General features: G+C 74.9%; 19 protein-coding genes. 7 read left to right on the forward strand and 12 right to left on the reverse strand.

Annotated features, from left to right (window positions below; all coding sequences use genetic code 11):
- Positions 1-216 precede the first annotated feature (216 nt).
- The 3 genes from IE287_RS33360 (at position 217) to IE287_RS33370 (ending at position 2,917) form a co-directional block, all read left to right on the forward strand.
- Positions 217-1,410, forward strand: coding sequence for a cytochrome P450 (locus tag IE287_RS33360; RefSeq protein WP_189853003.1), 1,194 nt, complete (start codon positions 217-219; stop codon positions 1,408-1,410).
- A complete protein-coding gene (locus IE287_RS33365; RefSeq protein ID WP_189853004.1) occupies positions 1,407-1,631 on the forward strand; it encodes a ferredoxin in 225 nt (74 codons plus the stop codon). The genes IE287_RS33360 and IE287_RS33365 overlap by 4 nt, the downstream gene beginning before the upstream one ends.
- A gap of 221 nt (positions 1,632-1,852) precedes the next feature.
- Positions 1,853-2,917, forward strand: a complete 1,065-nt coding sequence (locus tag IE287_RS33370) for a sugar ABC transporter substrate-binding protein (RefSeq protein ID WP_189853005.1) — start codon at positions 1,853-1,855, stop codon at positions 2,915-2,917.
- A 67-nt stretch (positions 2,918-2,984) separates the two neighbouring features.
- On the opposite strand, the gene IE287_RS33375 is transcribed toward IE287_RS33370, so the two are convergent.
- The 3 genes from IE287_RS33375 to IE287_RS33385 form a co-directional block, all read right to left on the reverse strand.
- Positions 2,985-3,890 (reverse strand): SigB/SigF/SigG family RNA polymerase sigma factor, encoded by a 906-nt coding sequence (locus tag IE287_RS33375; protein WP_189853006.1) that lies wholly within the window; start codon positions 3,888-3,890, stop codon positions 2,985-2,987.
- Between the two features lie 399 nt (positions 3,891-4,289).
- Positions 4,290-4,703 (reverse strand): STAS domain-containing protein, encoded by a 414-nt coding sequence (locus IE287_RS33380; protein WP_189853007.1) that lies wholly within the window; start codon positions 4,701-4,703, stop codon positions 4,290-4,292.
- A 100-nt stretch (positions 4,704-4,803) separates the two neighbouring features.
- Entirely contained in the window at positions 4,804-5,199 is a 396-nt protein-coding gene (locus IE287_RS33385; RefSeq protein ID WP_189853008.1) for a hypothetical protein, read from the reverse strand.
- Positions 5,200-5,472: 273 nt separating this feature from the next.
- Between IE287_RS33385 and IE287_RS33390 the strand changes: the two genes are divergently transcribed.
- Both IE287_RS33390 and IE287_RS33395 read left to right on the forward strand, forming a co-directional pair.
- Positions 5,473-5,925 carry an SRPBCC family protein gene (locus IE287_RS33390; RefSeq protein ID WP_189853009.1) on the forward strand — a complete coding sequence of 151 codons (453 nt, stop codon included), beginning with the start codon at positions 5,473-5,475 and terminating at the stop codon, positions 5,923-5,925.
- Positions 5,918-7,507: a phytoene desaturase family protein gene (locus IE287_RS33395; protein ID WP_189853010.1), complete on the forward strand. Its 1,590-nt coding sequence runs from the start codon at positions 5,918-5,920 to the stop codon at positions 7,505-7,507. The genes IE287_RS33390 and IE287_RS33395 overlap by 8 nt, the downstream gene beginning before the upstream one ends.
- A 12-nt stretch (positions 7,508-7,519) precedes the next feature.
- Here IE287_RS33395 and IE287_RS33400 read toward each other — a convergent pair whose 3' ends face one another.
- The 7 genes from IE287_RS33400 to IE287_RS33430 all read right to left on the reverse strand — a co-directional run bounded on the left by IE287_RS33400 (position 7,520) and on the right by IE287_RS33430 (position 12,983).
- A complete protein-coding gene (locus IE287_RS33400) occupies positions 7,520-8,635 on the reverse strand; it encodes a glutamate--cysteine ligase (protein ID WP_189853011.1) in 1,116 nt (371 codons plus the stop codon).
- 75 nt (positions 8,636-8,710) lie between these two features.
- Positions 8,711-9,013: a hypothetical protein gene (locus IE287_RS33405; RefSeq protein ID WP_189853012.1), complete on the reverse strand. Its 303-nt coding sequence runs from the start codon at positions 9,011-9,013 to the stop codon at positions 8,711-8,713.
- The gene (locus IE287_RS33410; protein ID WP_189853013.1) at positions 9,010-9,294 is read right to left on the reverse strand and encodes a hypothetical protein; all 285 of its coding nucleotides are present in this window, start codon (positions 9,292-9,294) and stop codon (positions 9,010-9,012) included. Before IE287_RS33410 ends, IE287_RS33405 begins: the two co-directional genes overlap by 4 nt.
- Before the next feature lie 356 nt (positions 9,295-9,650).
- Positions 9,651-9,923 carry a GlsB/YeaQ/YmgE family stress response membrane protein gene (locus IE287_RS33415; protein ID WP_189853014.1) on the reverse strand — a complete coding sequence of 91 codons (273 nt, stop codon included), beginning with the start codon at positions 9,921-9,923 and terminating at the stop codon, positions 9,651-9,653.
- A gap of 129 nt (positions 9,924-10,052) precedes the next feature.
- Positions 10,053-10,886: a class II glutamine amidotransferase gene (locus tag IE287_RS33420; RefSeq protein WP_189853015.1), complete on the reverse strand. Its 834-nt coding sequence runs from the start codon at positions 10,884-10,886 to the stop codon at positions 10,053-10,055.
- Positions 10,887-11,049: 163 nt separating this feature from the next.
- Positions 11,050-12,147 carry a YihY/virulence factor BrkB family protein gene (locus IE287_RS33425; protein ID WP_189853016.1) on the reverse strand — a complete coding sequence of 366 codons (1,098 nt, stop codon included), beginning with the start codon at positions 12,145-12,147 and terminating at the stop codon, positions 11,050-11,052.
- Positions 12,148-12,200: 53 nt separating this feature from the next.
- On the reverse strand, positions 12,201-12,983 hold the full coding sequence (locus IE287_RS33430; protein ID WP_229883901.1) for a VanZ family protein: 783 nt from the start codon (positions 12,981-12,983) through the stop codon (positions 12,201-12,203).
- Between the two features lie 292 nt (positions 12,984-13,275).
- Here IE287_RS33430 and IE287_RS33435 point away from each other — a divergent pair, with 292 nt between their 5' ends.
- Positions 13,276-13,845 (forward strand): DUF4230 domain-containing protein, encoded by a 570-nt coding sequence (locus IE287_RS33435; protein WP_229883904.1) that lies wholly within the window; start codon positions 13,276-13,278, stop codon positions 13,843-13,845.
- A 75-nt stretch (positions 13,846-13,920) separates the two neighbouring features.
- On the opposite strand, the gene IE287_RS33440 is transcribed toward IE287_RS33435, so the two are convergent.
- Complete coding sequence (locus IE287_RS33440; RefSeq protein ID WP_189853018.1) at positions 13,921-16,044, reverse strand: SpoIIE family protein phosphatase; 2,124 nt, start codon at positions 16,042-16,044, stop codon at positions 13,921-13,923.
- 126 nt (positions 16,045-16,170) lie between these two features.
- Between IE287_RS33440 and IE287_RS33445 the strand changes: the two genes are divergently transcribed.
- Positions 16,171-17,052, forward strand: a complete 882-nt coding sequence (locus tag IE287_RS33445; protein ID WP_189853019.1) for an oxygenase MpaB family protein — start codon at positions 16,171-16,173, stop codon at positions 17,050-17,052.
- Between the two features lie 45 nt (positions 17,053-17,097).
- Here IE287_RS33445 and IE287_RS33450 read toward each other — a convergent pair whose 3' ends face one another.
- The gene (locus tag IE287_RS33450) at positions 17,098-17,949 is read right to left on the reverse strand and encodes an RNA polymerase sigma factor SigF (RefSeq protein ID WP_189853020.1); all 852 of its coding nucleotides are present in this window, start codon (positions 17,947-17,949) and stop codon (positions 17,098-17,100) included.
- Between the last annotated feature and the right edge of the window lie 271 nt (positions 17,950-18,220).

The following is an 18,220-nucleotide window of genomic DNA, read 5'->3' on the forward strand; positions in this document are numbered from 1 at the left end:
TCGGCCCGGCCGGCCCGGCCGACTCCCGGTCCGCCGTCGCCGGCATTGCCTTCGCCACAGCCCATTGCAACGCAATGTTGCGTTCAACCTCGCACCATTGCATCAGTTTACCGGTATCTAGCTGGAGTTATTCTCCTTCTTGATTGACGTGATCTTAAACGCAACGTAGCTTTCAGGAACGGCAAAACACGTCATATCGCGAGAAGAGGAAGAGCCGTGAACGAGACCCCGCACACCGTCACCACGCTGCCGGCGGAGCGCCGGCCCGGCTGCCCCTTCGACCCCCCGGCGGAACTGCTCGACGCCCGCCGGCACGGCCCCCTCAGCCGCTGCACCCATCCCGGAGGGAAGCCCGGCTGGCTGGTCACCGGGTACGACACGGCGCGAGCGGTCCTGGCCGACCCGCGGTTCAGCTCGCGCAAGGACCTCATGAACGTCGTCGACTTCGAGCTCCCGCCCGCGCCGCCGGGCGAGTTCCTCCTCATGGACGAGCCCGAGCACAGCCGCTACCGCAAGCCCCTGGTGGGGAAGTTCACCGTGCGGCGGATGCGGATGCTCACCGAGCGGATCGAGCGGATCACCGCCGAGCGCCTGGACGCCATGGAGGCGGCCGGACCGCCGACCGACCTGGTCACCGCCTTCGCCAAGCCCATCCCCACCATCGTCATCTGCGAGATCCTGGGCGTCCCCTACGAGGACCGGGCGTCCTTCCAGGAGCAGATCGACGCGTTCATGGGCGGGGAGGTGAGCGACGAGGAGCTGATCGCCGCCTACACGGCGACCCAGGAGTACCTCGCCCGGCTGGTGGCCGCCAAGCGCGCCCGCCCCACCGACGACGTCCTCAGCGAACTCACCGACAGCGACCTGACCGACGAGGAGCTGAGGGGGATCAGCCTCATCCTCCTGGCCGCCGGCTTCGACACCACCGCGAACATGCTCTCCCTCGGCACCTACGCCCTGCTGCGGAACCCGGAGCAGCTCGCGGCGCTGCGCGCCGACCCCTCGCTCACCGACGGGGCCGTGGAGGAGCTCCTGCGGTACCTCAGCGTCGCCAAGACCTTCCACCGTACGGCACTTGAAGACGTCGAGCTGGACGGCCGGACGATCGAGGCCGGCACGACGCTCGTCCTCTCGTACCACACCGCCAACCGCGACCCCGGGCGCTTCGCCGACCCCCACGCGCTCGACGTCCGGCGGCAGGCCGCCGGGCACCTCGCCTTCGGCCACGGCATCCACCAGTGCCTCGGCCAGCAGCTGGCCCGCGTCGAGATGCGGGTCGCCTTCCGCGCGCTGATCGACCGCTTCCCCACGCTGCGCCTGGCCGTTCCGCCCGAGGAGGTCGTCCTGCGCCCGGAGGCCGCGGACATCTTCGGGGTGAAGAGCCTCCCGGTCACCTGGGACGCGCCGTGAGCGCGCCGCGCCTGAGCGCCGACCGCGCGCGCTGCATCGGCGCCGGCATGTGCGCCATGACCGCGCCCGACGTCTTCGACCAGGACCCCGACGAGGGCCTCGTCCTCCTGCTCCACGCCGAGCCCCCCGCCGCCCACCGCACGGCCGCGCGGATGGCGGTCGGCGTCTGCCCCTCCGGCGCGATCGCCCTCCACGAGCCGCAACCGGGCGACCTCGCCTGAACCCTGCGGTCGCACCCGGCCCGGGCGGCCGGACCCCAACCGGGCCCCCGTCGCGGCGCGATGGGGGTTCCGGACCGTCCGACAGAGCGCGTTCACCTCTTTATGTCACGCCATCGTTGCCTTCTCGTTAGATCTTCACTTCTTGACGGAAAAATTCCGGTCGAGTTGACTGCGGGCACCTCGGCCGCACCGTCGCGGCCTCGTCAGGGAGGCAACCCCGCATGAACGCAATGACTCGCCGTGTCGTCTTGGGCTCGGCCGCGGTCTCGATGGTGCTCGCGCTCTCCGCCTGTGGTCAGGCCGGTGGCGGCGACGGCGGGGACAAGGGCAGCCGGACCAAGATCGGCCTGCTCCTGCCGGAGAACAAGACCGCGCGGTACGAGGCGCTGGACAAGCCACAGTTCGAGAAGGCCGTCAAGAGAGCCTGTCTGGACTGCGAGGTCGTCTACAACAACGCCGTCTCCGACGTCGTGAAGCAGAAGCAGCAGTTCGACCAGCTCATCGCCGACGGCGTGAGGGTCATCGCGCTCGGCTCGGTCGACGCCGCCAAGTCCGCCGGCTGGGTGAAGGAAGCCCACGCCAAGGGCGTCAAGGTCGTCGCGTACGACCGCGCCATCGCGGGCGCCGACGTCTACGTCAGCCACGACAACTACAAGGTCGGCGAGCTCCAGGGCGAGGCGCTCCTCGCCGCCCTCGGCGCCAAGGCCGCCTCCGCCCAGATCGTCATGATCAACGGCGACGAGAAGGACCCGAACGCGGGCCTCTTCAAGAAGGGCGCCCACACCGCGCTCGACGGCAAGGTCGGCAAGATCGCCTACGAGGCCTCCGGCGAGTGGGACCCGAAGGTCGCGGGCGAGAAGATGGCCGCCGCCGTCTCCTCCGTCGGCAAGGACAGGATCGGCGCCGTCTACTCCGCCAACGACGGCATGGCGGGCGGCATCGTCACCTCCCTGGAGAACGCCGGCATCAAGGGCATCCCGGTCGGCGGCCAGGACGCCGAGATCGCGGGCATCCAGCGCATCGTCGCCGGCACCCAGACCTTCACCATCTACAAGTCGCCCCTCGAACTCGCCCCCAAGGCCGCCGAGTTCGCGGTCGACCTGCTGCTGGAGGTGCCGATCCGCGCCCAGACGCAGACGGACGGGGTGCCGTCCAACCTGCTCGACCCGATCGTCGTCGACCGGAACAACATCCAGTCCACGGTGATCCAGGACGGCATCTACAAGGCCGCCGACATCTGCACCGAGGACCTCGCCGCCAAGTGCGCCGAGCTCGGCATCAAGTAGTCCCGTACGGGACGCGATGCGCGCGGACGGGTCCGGCGCCGCAGGAGCGGCGCCGGACCCGTCGGGGTCATTCCGCCTCCTCCTCGGGCAGCAGCCCATCCCTCAGCTCGCCGAGGAGGCGGGTGAGGAGGCGCGAGACGTGCATCTGGGACAGGCCGAGGCGCTCGCCGATCTGGGCCTGGGTCAGCTCGTCGCCGAAGCGCAGGGACAGGATCTTCCGGTCGCGTTCGTCGAGGCGGGCGACGAGGGGTGCGAGGGCCTGCAGGTTGTCGATGAGCTCGTAGGCGGGTTCGGTGCGGGCGGTGCGCCGGCCGGTGGTGCCCCGCAGGGCCCTGACCTCGTCGTCCTCGCCGTCGACGGGCGCGTCGAGGGAGCGGACGGCGTAGGCGTTGGCGGCGAGCTGCGCTTCCGCGACCTCCCCCTCGGTGAGGTGGAGCCGCTCGGCCAGCTCGCTCCGGCGGGGGCGGTGGCCGCCGTCCTGTTCGAGGGCCTCCGCGGCCTTGGCGAGGCCGATGCGGAGCTCCTGGAGGCGGCGGGGGACGTGGACGGCCCAGCCCGTGTCACGGAAGAAACGTTTCATCTCGCCGACGATGGTCGGCAGGGCGAAGGTGGAGAAGTCGACGCCGCGGTCCGGATCGAAGCGGTCGATCGCCTTGATGAGGCCGATGGTGCCGACCTGGACGATGTCCTCGCGGGGCTCCGGGCGCCCGCGGAACCTGCGGGCGGCGAACTTCACCAGGCTCAGGTTGAGCTCGATCAGGGTGTTGCGGACGTACGCGTGCTCGGGCGTGCCCTCGTCCAGCTCGCAGAGCCGCGCGAAGAGCGACACGGACAGCGTCGTGGCGTCGCCGGTGGGGACGTCGGTGGGGCGGTCGTGTTCGGGCAGCCCGTCGAGCGCCCGCCGCCGGGTGGCGGCGTCGGGGGGTCCCCGGCGCGGTCGGACGGGGGCTTCGGTGGTGCGTCCGGTGGTCATGGGGCTCCTTCGGCGGTTCCGGTGGGCCTGCGGCCGTGTCCGGGGAGGGAGGCCTTCTGCGGTCCAGCGGTGGAACGCCCTGTCCGGTGCCTCTACCCCGTGCGCGGCCGTCGACGTGTGCGGCGACGTTCCGTGCTCGGCGCGCCACCCGCCGTGCCACCGGCGGCGGCGCCGACCCGGCCGGAGAGGAGTGCCGGGGCGGAGGGGCCGCCAGGTGTGGTGCGGTCCGGCGGAGCTGCCCCGTTCACGACTGTAGACGCCCGGTACGGAGCCCGCAGATCCGCGCCGCCGGCCTGCGGGCCTGCGGACCTCCCGGCCCCCAGGTCTCCGGGCCTCCAGACCTCCGCGCCTCCCGGCCTCCAGACCTCCGGGCCTCCCGGCCTCCGCATTCTCAGGGCCTCAGGCGAGACCCGCGCTCTCCCGGTCCGGCGCGAGGGGGAGGACCCGGTCGGTGCCGGTCACCTCGAAGAGCCGGCGGATCTGTCCGGTGAAGGGACCGACGAGCACCAGGTCCTCACGGCGGCGGTGCGTCTCCAGCAGCTCGTTGAGGAAGGAGGAGTCGCCGAACGTCACGCCGGAGAGGTCGAGGGCGATCCGCCCTGCCTCCGCCGCGTAGGCGTCCGCGAGCGCCGTACGGAGGCAGGGCAGCGTGTCCCGGTCGAACTCGCCCCGTACGCTCAGCAGCCACGTGCCCTCGGGCGCGGAGAGGTCGCGGCTCACCACCGCGACGCCCCGGGACCGGTACGTGTGGGGGCCCGACGCCACGAAGCCCTGCGGGATCCCGTCCTCGGAGAAGCCCCGGCTCTTCGTCATCCGCGCATCGCCTGGTTCGGCCGGTGGGCGGGGGCGTGGACACGCCCTGTCCTCCCAGTATGCGCCTGCCGGGTGACGGGCGAGGGCCCGGGCCGCGGCGTCAGCCCGAGGGGCGCTCGGCGTCGACGCGCACCCGGACGACAGCGCCCGAGGCGGCGGTGGAGCGGCGGACGGTCACGTCCCGCGCGAGCAGCGTCACCAGGTCCCACCAGAACACGAACTGCCGGCGCCCGGTCCGGACCGCGACCGGCGGCGGGACGCCGCTGACCAGGATGGCGAGCCCTTCGGGGGCGAGCGTCAGTTCCAGCACGCAGCCGCCGCCGGCGTGCGCGACCAGTTCGCTGACGATCAGGGCCGCGTCGTCCTCCGACGCCCGGCTGACGACGTGGCCGACGGCCAGGGCCTGGTCGGCCAGCCGGTGCACCTCGCGCCGGGCCCGCGCCGCGGCTCCGGGCCCGCCCGCCGGCCGGCACCGCCGCCGTACCCACACGTCCACCGGGTGCACCTCCTCGACCGCGCTCCCCCTGCGACTGCCCCGCCCCCGTGCCCCCAGACGCCCGGACGCGCACCGCTCCACGGCACCCCGGGCACTCGTCGACCGGGCGGGCGTCCGCGTACCGCTGCGAGCCGCGCGGCGCTCCGGCACCGCGCACCCGCCGTCCGGCGACGGTCCGGCCCGCCGCCGAAGCCGGCGGGCCGGACGACGGGACGCGCGGCGCGATCGGGGTAGACGCACCACGACCCGACGCACACCCCCAGGAGGAGACCCATGGCCGTCCGCCATCAGCTCGTCCGGCACCCCCCGCACCGCGTGTGGGCGGTGCTCGCCGATCCGGACCTGTACGGACGCTGGGTGGTGGGGCCCTGCGCCTCCACCCCGCTCGACGACGCGTGGCCCCGGGTCGGCTCCCGGCTGCGCTACACGCTGCGCCTGGGCCCCTGGTCGACCGAGGGGGTGACGACCGTGCGCCACCAGGAGCCCGGAGAGGAGCTGGAGCTGGAGGCGGCGTTCCCGCCCCTGGGCACCGCGCGGATCTTCCTCCAGCTCAGGCCCTGGGGCGAGGAGACCCTCGTCGTCTGCGACGAGCACCCGCTGCGCGGACTGGGCGGGGTCCTGCACAACCCCCTGAGCGAGGCGGCCCTCCAGCTCCGGCACCGGGGCATGCTGGCCCGCCTGGCACGGGTCGTGGAGCGGTCGTCGGGCGGGGTGCGCCGTGCCTGACGCGGTGGTGATCGGCGCGGGCCCCAACGGGCTGGTGGCCGCGAACCTGCTGGTGGACGCCGGGTGGAGCGTGGAGGTCCTGGAGGCGCAGCCGGAACCGGGCGGGGCGGTGCGCAGTGACCGCGGGGTCCATCCGGACTTCGTCACGGACGTCTTCAGCGCCTTCTATCCGCTCGCCGCCGCCTCCCCGGTCCTCGCCCGCCTCGACCTGGCCGCCGAGGGCCTGCGCTGGAGCCACGCGCCCTCCGTCCTGGCCCATCCCCTGCCGGACGGCCGGTGCGCGGTGCTGGAACGCCGCGCGCGGGACACCGCCGCCGGTCTGGCGGCCTTCGCGGCCGCCGACGCCGACGCCTGGCAGGACCTGTACCGGACGTGGGAGCGGGTGGGGCCGGAGCTGGTGCGGGCCCTGTTCACGCCCTTCCCGCCGGTCCGCTCCGGGCTCCGGCTGGCGGCGGAGCTCCGCACCTCCGAGGGGGTGCGGCTGGCCCGGCGGCTGGCGCTGCCGGTGCGCCGCCTGGGCGAGGAGGAGTTCGCCGGGGAGGGCGGCCGGCTGCTGCTGGCCGGCAACGCCCTCCATGCCGACCTGGCCCCGGAGGCGGCGGGCAGCGGCGGCTTCGGCTGGCTGATGTCGATGCTCGGCCAGAGCCACGGCTTCCCGGTGCCCGTGGGCGGCGCCGGGGCCCTGACCTCGGCCCTGGTGAGCCGGCTGCGGCGCGGCGGGGGCGTCCTGCGCTGCGGCCGGCGCGTGACGTCCGTCGTCGTGCGCGGCGGCACGGCGGTCGGGGTCCGGACCGCGGACGGGGAGACCGTCGGCGCGCGGCGGGCCGTGCTGGCCGACACCTCGGCACCGGCCCTGTACCGGGACCTCGTCGGCGAGGAGCACCTGCCGTCCCGCCTGCTGCGGGACCTGGAGCGCTTCCAGTGGGACTTCGCGACCTTCAAGATCGACTGGGCCCTGACCGGCCCGGTGCCGTGGACGGCGCCGGGGGCGGGCGGGGCGGGGACGGTCCACGTCGCCGACGGCGTCGACGGCCTGACCCGGTTCGCGGCGCAGATCGCCCGGGGGCTGGTCCCCGACGAACCCTTCGTCCTCCTCGGCCAGATGACCACGGCGGACCCCGGCCGCTCGCCGGCCGGCACCGAGTCCGCCTGGGCCTACACCCACCTCCCGCAGCGCATCGCCGCCGACGCCGGCCCCGACCGCATCACCGGGGTCTGGGACGCGCGCGAGCAGGAGGCCATGGCCGACCGCGTCGAGGCGCAGGTGGAACGCTTCGCGCCCGGCTTCCGCGCCCTGATCGGCGCCCGCCGCGTCCTGGCCCCGACCACCCTCCAGGCCATGGACGAGAACCTCCGCAACGGCGCCATCAACAACGGCACCACCGCCCTGCACCAGCAGCTGGTCTTCCGCCCCACGCCCGGCACCGGCCGTCCCGAGACCCCGGTGAAGCACCTGTACCTGGCCTCCGCCGCCGCCCATCCCGGCGGCGGCGTCCACGGCGCCCCGGGCGCGAACGCGGCCCGCGCCGCGCTGCGCCCGCACGGCCTCCACGCCCTCCTGCACCGCGCCCAGCGCGCCTGAGGGGCGCGGAGCTCACGCTTCGACCGTGAGCTCCGCGCAGCGGGTGACGACGGACGCGAGGCCCCGTCCCTCCGCGTGCAGGCGGCGCTGCGTTCGGGCTCCGTTGCCCCGTTCGTGCAGGCGGGCGATGCCCTCCCGGACGCGCTCGTCGTCGCCGTGGTCCTTCAGCGCCTCGCGCACGTGCCGGTAGAGGGCCTCGACGGCCTCCTCGGCGGACGTCTCCCGCATGGTCTCGGGGTGCAGCAGGGGCCCGTCCAGCCCGGAGCGGCCGGCCCGCCAGGAGGCCAGCCGCAGCAGCCCCGTGCCGACCCGGGCCGGGGGGCGGCCGTCCCGCCAGTCGCGGGAGGCCGTCTCGGCCAGGCCGCGGACGAGGGCGGCCAGCAGGACGGGCGTGGAGGCGTCCAGACAGACGTCGGCGACCCGGACCTCCACGGTGGGATAGGTGGCCGACAGGCGGGCGTCGAAGTAGACCATGCCCTCGTCGCGCAGCACCCCCGTGTCGATCATGGCGCGCACCCGCTCGTGGTAGCGGTCGGCGGAGCCGAAGAGCTCGACGGGTCCCGCGGAGGGCCAGCGGTTCCACACCCGGCTGCGGTAGCTGGCGTACCCGCTGTCCTCGCCCTGCCAGAAGGGCGAGTTCGCGCTCATGGCCGTCAGGACGGCCAGCCAGGGCCTGATGCGGTCCAGGACGGCGACGCCCTCCTCGTCCGACGCGACCGACACGTGGACGTGGCACCCGCAGGTCAGCTGCTCCTGCGCGGTCAGCCCGAACTGCTCGGCCATCCAGCGGTAGCGCGGTCCGACGTTCAGCGAGGGCTGGACGCTCAGCGGGGCCGTCGCGACCGCGGCCACGACGGCCCCGGCGCTCGCCGCGTGGCGGGCGGCCTCGCCGCGGATGCGGACGATCTCCTCCTGGAGCTCGCCCATCTCCGTGACCGGCTTGGTGGCGAACTCCACCTGCTCCTTCTGGAGCTCCTTCTCGAATTCGTGGTCCCCCGGGCCGCTCGCTCCGGGGCGCTGCCAGGCGGAGCGGTCGGCGGCCGCCAGCACCGCCCCCGAGACCGCCAGTGGGGCGCCGCTGCGCGCCCCCACGAGCAGCAGTTCCTCTTCCACTCCCACACTGCGCATGTCGCCGCCCGCCTGTCGGTCGTCCCGTCGGACGCACGTCTGCCCCGCTTCCCCGCGCCCATGCGTCCGCCCTGTTCAGAGGAGGGCGGGGCGGGTGACGAGGACGGCCCCGTCGGCGGGGACGGTCGTGACGAGGCCGGCGTCCAGGAAGAGGGCGGCCAGGGCGTGGTCCAGCGCGCTGCGGATGCCGGTGAGGGTGACGCGGGCGCGGACGGCGGGGTCGGAGGCGTGCGCGAGGATCGTCGGCCGGATGAGGGCGTCGGCGCTCCAGGTCACGAGGACGCCGTCCTCGCGGTCCTGGACGACGAGGCCGCTTCCCGGACCGAAGCCGCCGTCCGCGAGGACGAGCTCGACCTCGCGGACCAGTCCGCCGGTCATGGCGCGACCGCCCGGAGGGCGCGGGGCGGCGTGACCGGCGACGGGCCGGCGGCGCGGCCGAGGGGGACGGCGGGCGTCTCGCGCGGGCGGCGCGGCGCTGCCGGGACGCCGGGGCGGGCGGGGGCCGGCGGGCCGTGCGGGACGGGGAGGCCCGCCCGGTCGGGGCGAGGGGCGGGGACGGGGACCTGCGCGCCCCGGACGGCGGGCGTCGGGTCGGTGGCGGCGGGAGCCGCCGGCGGGGCCGGGGCGGGGGCGCCGTCCGTGAAGGCGACGGTGGGCACGGCGGGCTGCTCTCCACCGGTTCGACCGGGCCGGAGGTCGCGGAGGCGGCGCGGGCGCGCCGCGGGTTCCGGTCGCTCGGGACCAGGAAGGCCGGACGTCGGTGACATGCGGGGCGGGCGGGGCCGCCATCGGCGAATCGACGACCTGGGCCGGGGTGAACCCGGCCGTGGGGCCGGTGGAAGGACCAATCCTCCGGTTGGCGGTGGAGTACGGACCCGTACGGTCCCCCGGCCTTCTGGCATCTCCTACGCTACGCCTCTGCCCGCCGGGGGGCGCGGTGTCCGGGTCCCGGAAAACCGGAAGGCTCCCCACCCGTGGGGTGGGGAGCCTTCCGCCCGACGCCGGCGGGCCGGCGTCAGGCGTGGCGGTGCCGGCCGCCCGCCACGAGGCGGTAGAGGCCGAGGAGGATCATCGAGCCGACGATGGCCGCGATCCAGGTGGAGAGGTCGAAGAAGCCGTCGATGGAGTCGACTCCGAAGATCACCTTGCCGAGCCAGCCGCCGAGCAGACCGCCGGCGATGCCGATGAGCATGGTGATGATGATGCCGCCCGGGTCCCTGCCGGGCATGAGGGCCTTCGCGATCGCTCCGGCGATCAGGCCGATGAGGATCCACGCGATGATGCCCATGATGCGCCTCCAGTTCGTCGCCCGAATGTCTCTGCACTCCGCCTGCACCGATCCGGCGCCCTCAAACCCCCCTTTTCGCAGGTCGTCCTTCCGGCGGGCCGTCCACCGCCGGAGGAGGCGGTGGGACGGTCAGACCGCCGCCGGGGCGAAGCGGTGGAGTTCGTCGACGCCGGGCTGCACGACGCCGTAGCTGTTCTCCGGCACCTCCTTCCAGGCGCCGGGCAGGTCGCCGAGGGGTTCGGAGACGATGAGCCGGGTCTCCCCGGAGACGCCCCGCAGGAACGCGACGTCCGGGTGGAGCCGGCGGAGGGCCTCCACCCTGTTGCTGTAGAACAGCGAGCGGGAGGCCCGCGCGCTGGAGTAGCGGAAGGCCCAGACGCGCTCGCCGTCCGTGAGGGCGAGCGTCATCTGGAGGGGGTGCTCCACCCCGTGCGCGCGGCCGACCCGCTCCACGACGCCCGCCATCCTGGCGACGGCCCCGGGCGGGTCCTGGTCGAGGCCGTAGGTGAGGGCCAGGTGGAACATCACCTCGGAGTCCGTCGTGCCCTCGATGTCCGGGTAGAGCACCGGGTCGACCAGCAGGGTCAGCTCGCGGCGCAGGAGCGGGAAGTCCGCGATGGCGCCGTTGTGCATGAACATCCAGCGGCCGTGCCGGAACGGGTGGCAGTTCGACTGCTGGACGGCCGTCCCGGTCGACGCCCTGATGTGCGCGAAGAACAGCGGGGACTTGACGTGCTCCGCGAGTTCGCGCAGGTTGCGGTTGCTCCAGGCCGGCCCGACCTCCCTGAGGAGGGCCGGGGTGTCGGTGTGCTCCGAGTACCAGCCGACGCCGAAGCCGTCCCCGTTGGTGGTCTCCACCCCGAGCTTGGAGTGGAGGCTCTGGTCGATGAGGGAGTGGGCCGGGCGGTACAGGATCGTCTCCAGCAGGACCGGTGTCCCCCGGTACGCGAGCCATCGGCACATGCGCGATCACCTGCCTCCTCGTCCGGTCCCCGCCCTCCGCGCCCCGCGGCCCTTCCCTTCCCCGCAGCGTCCCGCCGGGCCGCCGCACCGGTGCCGGTGCGGCGGACGGCCTCCGTCGCTCCCCCGGCGCGCGGTCGCGGGGCGGTCCGTCCAGCCGCCCCTCTCATCCGTCCTCACGGCGCTCCTCCCCGGCCGGCAGGCCGGCCTCGCGCCGCTCCTCCTCGCTCCACGCGCGCGTGTCGCGGGGTTCGACGTACGGTTCCCGGTCCGGCGGCATGCCGCCGGCCACCGCGCGCCGGCGCAGCAGCTCGGCGTCGAACTCCAGGCCGAGCAGCACGGCCAGGTTGCTGATCCACAGCCACACGAGGAACACGACGACGCCGGCCATGGTGCCGTAGACCCGGTTGTACGACGCGAACTCGGAGACGTACACGGCGAAGCCCGCGGAGGCGGCCATCCAGATCAGCAGGGCGAGCACGCTGCCGGGGGTGACCCATCGCCACCCCCGGCCCTTCGCGTTCGGGCTCGCCCAGTACAGGAGGGCGATCATCACCACGGCGAGCAGGAGGAGGGCGGGCCACTTCGCCACCGCCCAGACCGTCAGGGCGGTGTCGCCGACGCCCAGCGCGTCCCCGGCCCGGCGGGCCACGTCCCCGCTGAGCACGAGCAGCAGGGCGCCGGCGGCGGCCATCACCATCAGCGCCGCCGTCATGCCGAGCCGGATCGGCAGCAGCTTCCAGACGGGGCGGCCCTCGGGCACGTCGTGGACGCGGTTGGCGGCGCGCATGAACGCGCCGACGTAGCCGGAGGCCGACCACAGCGCCACCGCGAGGCCGACCACGGCCATCGTGGCGCTGGTGGCGGCGCTGTCCCGCAGGGACGCCACAGCCTGTTCGAGGACCTCGCGGGCCGGTCCCGGGGCGAGCTCGCCCAGGCTCTCCATCAGCCGGTCGGTCGTCCGCCGCCCGCTGATCCCGAGCAGCGAGACGAGGGCGAGCAGCCCGGGGAAGAGCGACAGCACGCCGTAGTAGGTCAGTGCGGCCGCCCGGTCCATGAGCTCGTCCCGCGTGAACTCGCGCGCCGCCCCCTTGAGGACGGCGGACCAGGAGGCGGCGGGGAGGTCGGCCGGGGAGTCCGGGGCCCGCGCCTCGACGGCGGGCCCCGGCCCGGCGGTTCCGGTGGGGGCGGGGGCGGGGGTCGTCTCGGGTGGCGGGGTGCGTCGCTCCGGTGCCCGCCGTTCGGGAATGCTCCGTTCTGCCATGTCCGCGCGCGTACCCCCGCCGGCCCGCGGTACGCGGGCCGGCGCTCCCGGCGTCACACGGTCGGGTCGCCGACCCGCCCGCGCTGCCACCAGCGGGGCCGGGTGCGGGGATGGACGTAGCGGCCGAGCCGCCGGCCGACGAGCACGTACCCGAGGAGCGCGCCCGTCGTGTTGAGGAGGACGTCGTCGACGTCGAAGGCGCGGCCCGTGACGAGCGCGCCCTGCACCAGCTCCACCAGCAACATGGTGCCCCCGGTGATCAGTGCGACCCGGACGAAGCCGCGCGCCTTGCGGGACAGCAGCGGCAGCAGGATCCCGAAGGGGACGCCGAGGAGGATGTTGCCGCCGAGCTGCCGGACGGTGTCGACGAATCCGGGCTGGTCGAGGTAGTTCCCGATCGACCGGCCCGGAGTCAGGTTGCTGTGGGTGAGGGGTACGGAGGCGGGCGAGGCCGCCAGGGTGAGCCGGGCCAGGACCACGGCGAACGCCACCATGCCGGCGAGCGCGACCAGGGCGACCAGCACCCGCACGAACCGCCCCGGACCCCTGCGGGCCGGAGCCGCCGCCTTCGCGCGCGGGTCCGCCTCCGCCGGCGGGGCCCCGGCGCCCGGCTCCTCCCGCTCCGGTCCGCCCCCGCCCGCTCCCTCCGCGCCCGGCACCTCTCCGCCCGCTTTCCTGCGCGCGGACGCCTTCCTCCCGGCGATCGGTCCCTTTCCGGCGATCGGCCCGGCGGCGCCCGCCGGCTCCTCCGCGCCCCGCCCGTCACGGGGCTCGCCGGCCGCCGCCCGGCCGCCCGCCGCCGCGGTCCGTCTCCCCCATGCTCTCCACCCGGCCATGTGCCTGCTCCTCCCCTGGACTCCTTCTGCGAACGGACCCCGCGTACCCGCGCCGGGGCGGCCGCATGCCGGGCGGTCCGGCGGGGCCCTCTCCTCCGACCCACCTTCCCCAGAAGCATCAACCCGCCTCGCATCGAGCGGAGTTGGGATTGACGGCCGCGGTGACGGGCACCCGGCGAGCATGGGAGAAGACACCGAGAACAGACCCTCGCCGCCCCTGCGGACGCGGAGCCGTCCCAGCCGGAAGTGGCGCCTCGTGACCGTCGTCCTGCTCGTGCTCGCGGTCGCCCTCATGGTGATCGGCCAGTTCTTCCGGCTGCCCGGCCTGGACGTCTTCGGGACCGACGTGAAGGACCGCTCGGGACCCGCCGTCCTGAAGTCCGTCCAGGACCTGAGCCGGTACGAGGGCGCGGCGGGCACCTACCAGGTGGTGGTCGACCTGGAGCACGACGCGCGGTTCCTGCCGGACGCGATCCGCGGCACCCGCACCCTGTACGTGGCCAGCGGCAGCGTCAGCGCGTACGTCGACCTGGGCGGGCTCGGGGACGACGCCGTGACCGTCGACGCCGACCGGACCGGGGCCACGCTCCGCCTGCCGCACGCCCGGCTGGGCACCACGGCGCTGGATCCGGAGCGCTCGTACGCCGTGTCCAAGCAGCGCGGTCTGCTCGACCGGCTGGGCGACCTCTTCTCGGACAACCCCGCCGGCGAGCAGGCCGTCCACGTCCTCGCCGCCCAGCGCATCGGCGAGGCGGCCCGCGAGTCGGACCTGACGTCCCGGGCGGAGCGGAACACGACCGCGATGCTGGAGAGGCTGCTGGGCGGCCTGGGCTTCGAGCGGGTGACGGTCGTCTACGGATGAGGGAGCGGACCCGCCCGTCCCGGCCCTCGCTCCCTCCCCGCCCTCGCCCGACAGCCGACGGCCGACCGCCGTCGGCTATCGGGCGCGCAGCAGGAACAGGGCGGTGTCGTCCGTGTGGTGGTGCCGGGGGACGGCGTGCCGCAGGACGGTGTCGGCGACCGCGTCGAGGGGCCGGTCGCCCACCCTGTCGAGGAGGTGGGCGAGGTCGTCCAGGGCGTCGGTGAGGTCCGTGCCGGGGCTCTCGACGAGGCCGTCCGTGTAGAGCGCGAGCAGGGAGCCGGCGGGCAGCGGGACCGTGGTGACGGGGTAGTCGGCCTCGGCGCACGGCCCGATGCCGAGCAGCGGGCCGGGGTCCACGGCGAGCGGGGCCGTGCGCGGCGCGGGGCCGGGGCCGCGCAGCAGCGGGGGCAGGTGCCCCGCGCTGGCCAGCTGGAGGGTCCTGCCCGCGAGGTCGAGGTGGAGGTACAGGCAGGACACGAAGAGGTCGGTTTCCAGGTCCAGCAGCACGCGGTTGGTGCGGGCCAGCACGTCGCCGGGGCGGGAGCCCGCGGTGGCGTGGACGGCGGTGCGGACCTGGCCCATGAGGGCGGCGGCCTTGATGTTGTGGCCCTGCACGTCGCCGATGACCGCGGCGGCGGCGGTGCCGCCGAGGCGGATCAGGTCGTAGAAGTCGCCGCCGACGTCGATGCCGTGGGCGGCCGGCAGGTAGCGGGCGGTGACGGCCAGCCGGTGGACGCGGGGGAGGGCCACCGGCAGGAGCGCCTGCTGGAGGCCGTGGGCCAGGTCGTGCTTGGCGTCGTACAGCAGCGCCCGGTCCATGGCCTGGGCGATGAGCCCGGCCAGGGAGACCAGGACGGCGCGGTCGCCCGGGCCGAAGGAGTGCTCCTCGTCGTACGACAGGACGCAGCAGCCCACCCGCCGCTCGGCGACCACCAGGGGCAGGAACGCCCAGGCCCGTTTGCCGCTGAGCAGGGGGGCCTTCGGGTGGGCGCGGCTCATCTCGGCGGGGTCGGTGTAGAAGGCGGGCACGCCGCTGCGCAGGACGCGGCCCACGGGGGTGACCTCCGTGTCGACCGGCAGGCCGTCCAGGCGGTTCACGGTGCGCGGGTCGTAGCCGCGGTGGCCCAGGATCCGCAGGCGGCCGGCGTCCGCGGCGGAGACGACCATGCCCTGGGCCCCGAAGGCGGGGAGGATCTGGTCGGCCACGGTGCCGATCACGTCGGAGACGGTGACGGTCTGGCTGAGCGCGGCGGAGAGGTGCATCAGCTGGTGGATCCGGCCCGCGCCGACCGCGTCCGCCCCGTCCCGCGGGGCGGCGGTGACGCGGGGCGGCGGGCCGTCGGCGGAGCCCTCGCGCGGGCTCGGGGAGATGAGGGCGCTCATGCCGCTGTCACCGGGGTAGAGCCGGATGTCGTACCAGCGGCCGGGCGGCCCCGTCGCCGTGTAGGCGACCGGCTCCCGGCTGAGGACGGCGGTGCGGTAGCGGTCCTCGTGCACCGGGGAGTCGAGCCAGGGCACGGCCTGCCAGGGCAGGCTGCCCAGGAGGCTCTCGGCGCTGCGGCCGAGGAGCCGGACGGCCGCGTCGTTGACGTAGGTGACGCGGCCCTGGAGGTCGAGGCCGAGCGCGCCGACGGGCAGCCGCCTCAGCAGGTCGTCGGCGGCGAGGCCGGTCTGCGCCGGGTCCGGGGCCGGGCGGAGCAGGGGGACCGCGCGCGGCTCGGCGGGGATCCGCCGGGAGGCGGAGTCCTCGTCCAGGAGCCGGGCGACGCCGCTCGCGCTCGCCAGGACGGCGCCGCGTTCCCGCCGGGTCAGCGAGGGCGGGTGGCTCTGGGGCCAGACGAGCGCCAGCGCGCCCCACCGGCGCGCCCCGTGCAGGGGGGCGAACGCCAGCGCGAACTGGTAGGGGAGCCCGGCCGCGGCGTTCGGGTACAGCCGGGCCATGTCCTCCTGCCGTCCGACCCACACGAGGCGGTCCTCGCGCACCGCCTCGGACAGCGGCCCGGCGGCCGGCACCGCCACCCGCCACCACGGCGCCACCGCCCTGGCCGGCATCCCGCACACCGCGGCCAGACACAGCACGGGCTCGTCCGGGGCGAGCAGGTAGACCCCTGCGGCCAGGGCGCCCGTGCGGTGCACCGTCGCACCGAGCGCCTGCTCCAGGGACGCCTCTCCGCCGGTCGCGACGCCGTCCTCACTCATACGATCGACCTTAGGCCCCTTTCCCCCGAAGGGGAGGAAAAGCGGGTGAAGCGGTCATCGTCCGCGCGTCCGTCCGGCGGTTTCGCCCCCGGACGGACGGGTAGCCGAACGGAGGAGGCGGTTCCTGTGCGTCCGACACTGATCGGCACGGTGCGCGAGCGGGCCGGCGAAGCGCTGCTGCGGCGGGTGGCCGGCCCCTCGGCGGACCGCAAGCGCGCCCGGATCCACGGCTCCCCCGGCCCGCGCTGGTTCGCCCCGGACCGGCCGGTGCGGGTGGTGCACGGGGACGCCTCGATGTACGTCGGGGGGCTGGCCGCGCTCCTCCTGCAGTCGCTCCACCCGGTGGCGATGAGCGCCGTCTGGGCGCACTCCGGCTTCCGGGGCGATCCCTGGGGCCGGCTCCAGCGGACCAGCACCTTCCTCGCGGAGACGACGTTCGGGACGGCCGACGACGCCGAGCGGGCGGTGGAGCGGGTGCGCGCCGCCCACGCGCGGGTGAGCGGGACGACGTCGGACGGGGTGGCCTACCGGGCCTCGGACCCGGCGCTGCTCTCCTGGGTGCACCTGGCCGAGACCGCCTGCTTCCTGGAGGCGCACCGGCGGTACGGACGGACTCCGCTGCCGGACGACCGCCGGGACGGCTACGTCGCGGACATGGCGTCGGTCGCCCGGCGGCTGGGGATCCCCGACCCTCCCGTGACCGAGGCGGGCCTGGCCGGGGCGCTGGAGCGCAGGCGCGGCGAGGCGGCGGTCACCGCCGAGTCGGCGGGGACCGCGCGCTATCTGCTGGCCGCCCCGCCGCTGCCGTGGCCCGCACGGCTTCCGTACGCCCTCCTGGCGGCCGCGGCGGTCGACCTCCTGCCGCCGTGGGCGAGGCGGCTCGTCGTGCTGCCGGCGCACGTCCGGCTGCTCCTGCCGGTGGCACGGCCGGGCGGGCGGCTCGTCATCGCGGCGATCCGCTGGGTGACGCCCCCGCCGCCCGTCCGCCCCGGGCCGTCCGGCGGGTGACGGTCCGGGGTGCCGCGCGGTGCCGGTCCGGTCGGCCGGGCCGGTTCAGCCCGTTTCCAGCAGGCCGGCGCGCAGCCGCTTCATGGTGCGGGAGAGCAGGCGCGAGACGTGCATCTGGGAGCAGCCGAGGTGCTCCCCGATCTGGGCCTGGGTGAGTTCCTCGACGAACCGGAGGTGGATGATCTGCCGGTCGCGCTCGTCGAGGTCGGCGATGAGCGGGGCCAGCGACTGGAAGTCGTCGACCAGGGCCATCGCGGGGTCCTCGCTGCCGATGAAGTCGGCCAGCGAGGCGTCGCCGTCCTCGTCCTCGCCGCCGAGGGCGGCGTCGAGGGAGGCGGAGTTGTAGCCGTTGGAGGCCAGCCGCGCCTCGGTGACCTCCTCCTCGGTGAGGCTCATCAGCTCGGCGAGCTCCTTGACGGTCGGCGTCCGGCCGAGGCGCGTGCTGAGCTCCTCGGTCGCCTTGGCCAGCTCGACCCGGGCCTCCTGGAGCCGGCGGGGCACGTGCACCGCCCACGAGGTGTCCCGGAAGAACCGCTTGATCTCGCCCACGATGTAGGGGACGGCGAAGGTGGTGAACTCGACCTCCCGGGCGAGCTCGAAGCGGTCGATCGCCTTGATCAGGCCGATCATGCCGACCTGGACGATGTCCTCCATCTCGTCGGCGCGGTGACGGAAGCGGCCCGCGGCGTAGCGGACCAGGCTCATGTTCATCTCGATGAGGGTGTTGCGCGCGTACTGGTACTCGTGCGTCCCCTCCTCCAGCACCGCGAGCTCCTGGAAGAAGACCTTCGAGAGGGTCCGCGCGTCCTTCGGCGCGACCGCCATCGTGTCCGGGATCACCGGCAGCGTCCCCGTTCCGGTCGCGACTCCCGTGGCCGACATCGTGGTGACCGTCACACCTTTCCCCTTTCACGTGGCTCCCGAGACGGGATGCGTGGCCCTGTGGCGGGTCGCCTACCCGGAGTTCTCCCGTCCACACCGGTGAACTTCACGATTTCTCCGGGGAGTACCGCGACGCGGTTCCGCGGGCGGCCGCGGCGGAGCGGGACGGCCGGGCCGAGGGGCCGTCAGCGGCCTTCCGCGGAGGGCCCGTCGGGGGTGGCGGAGGTCCGGGAGCCGGATTCCTCCCCCGGCGGCGCGGGCAGACGGATCCTGTCGATGTGGTCGC

The organism is Streptomyces omiyaensis, from assembly GCF_014650895.1.
In the GTDB taxonomy this organism is placed as follows: Bacteria; Actinomycetota; Actinomycetes; order Streptomycetales; family Streptomycetaceae; genus Streptomyces; species Streptomyces omiyaensis.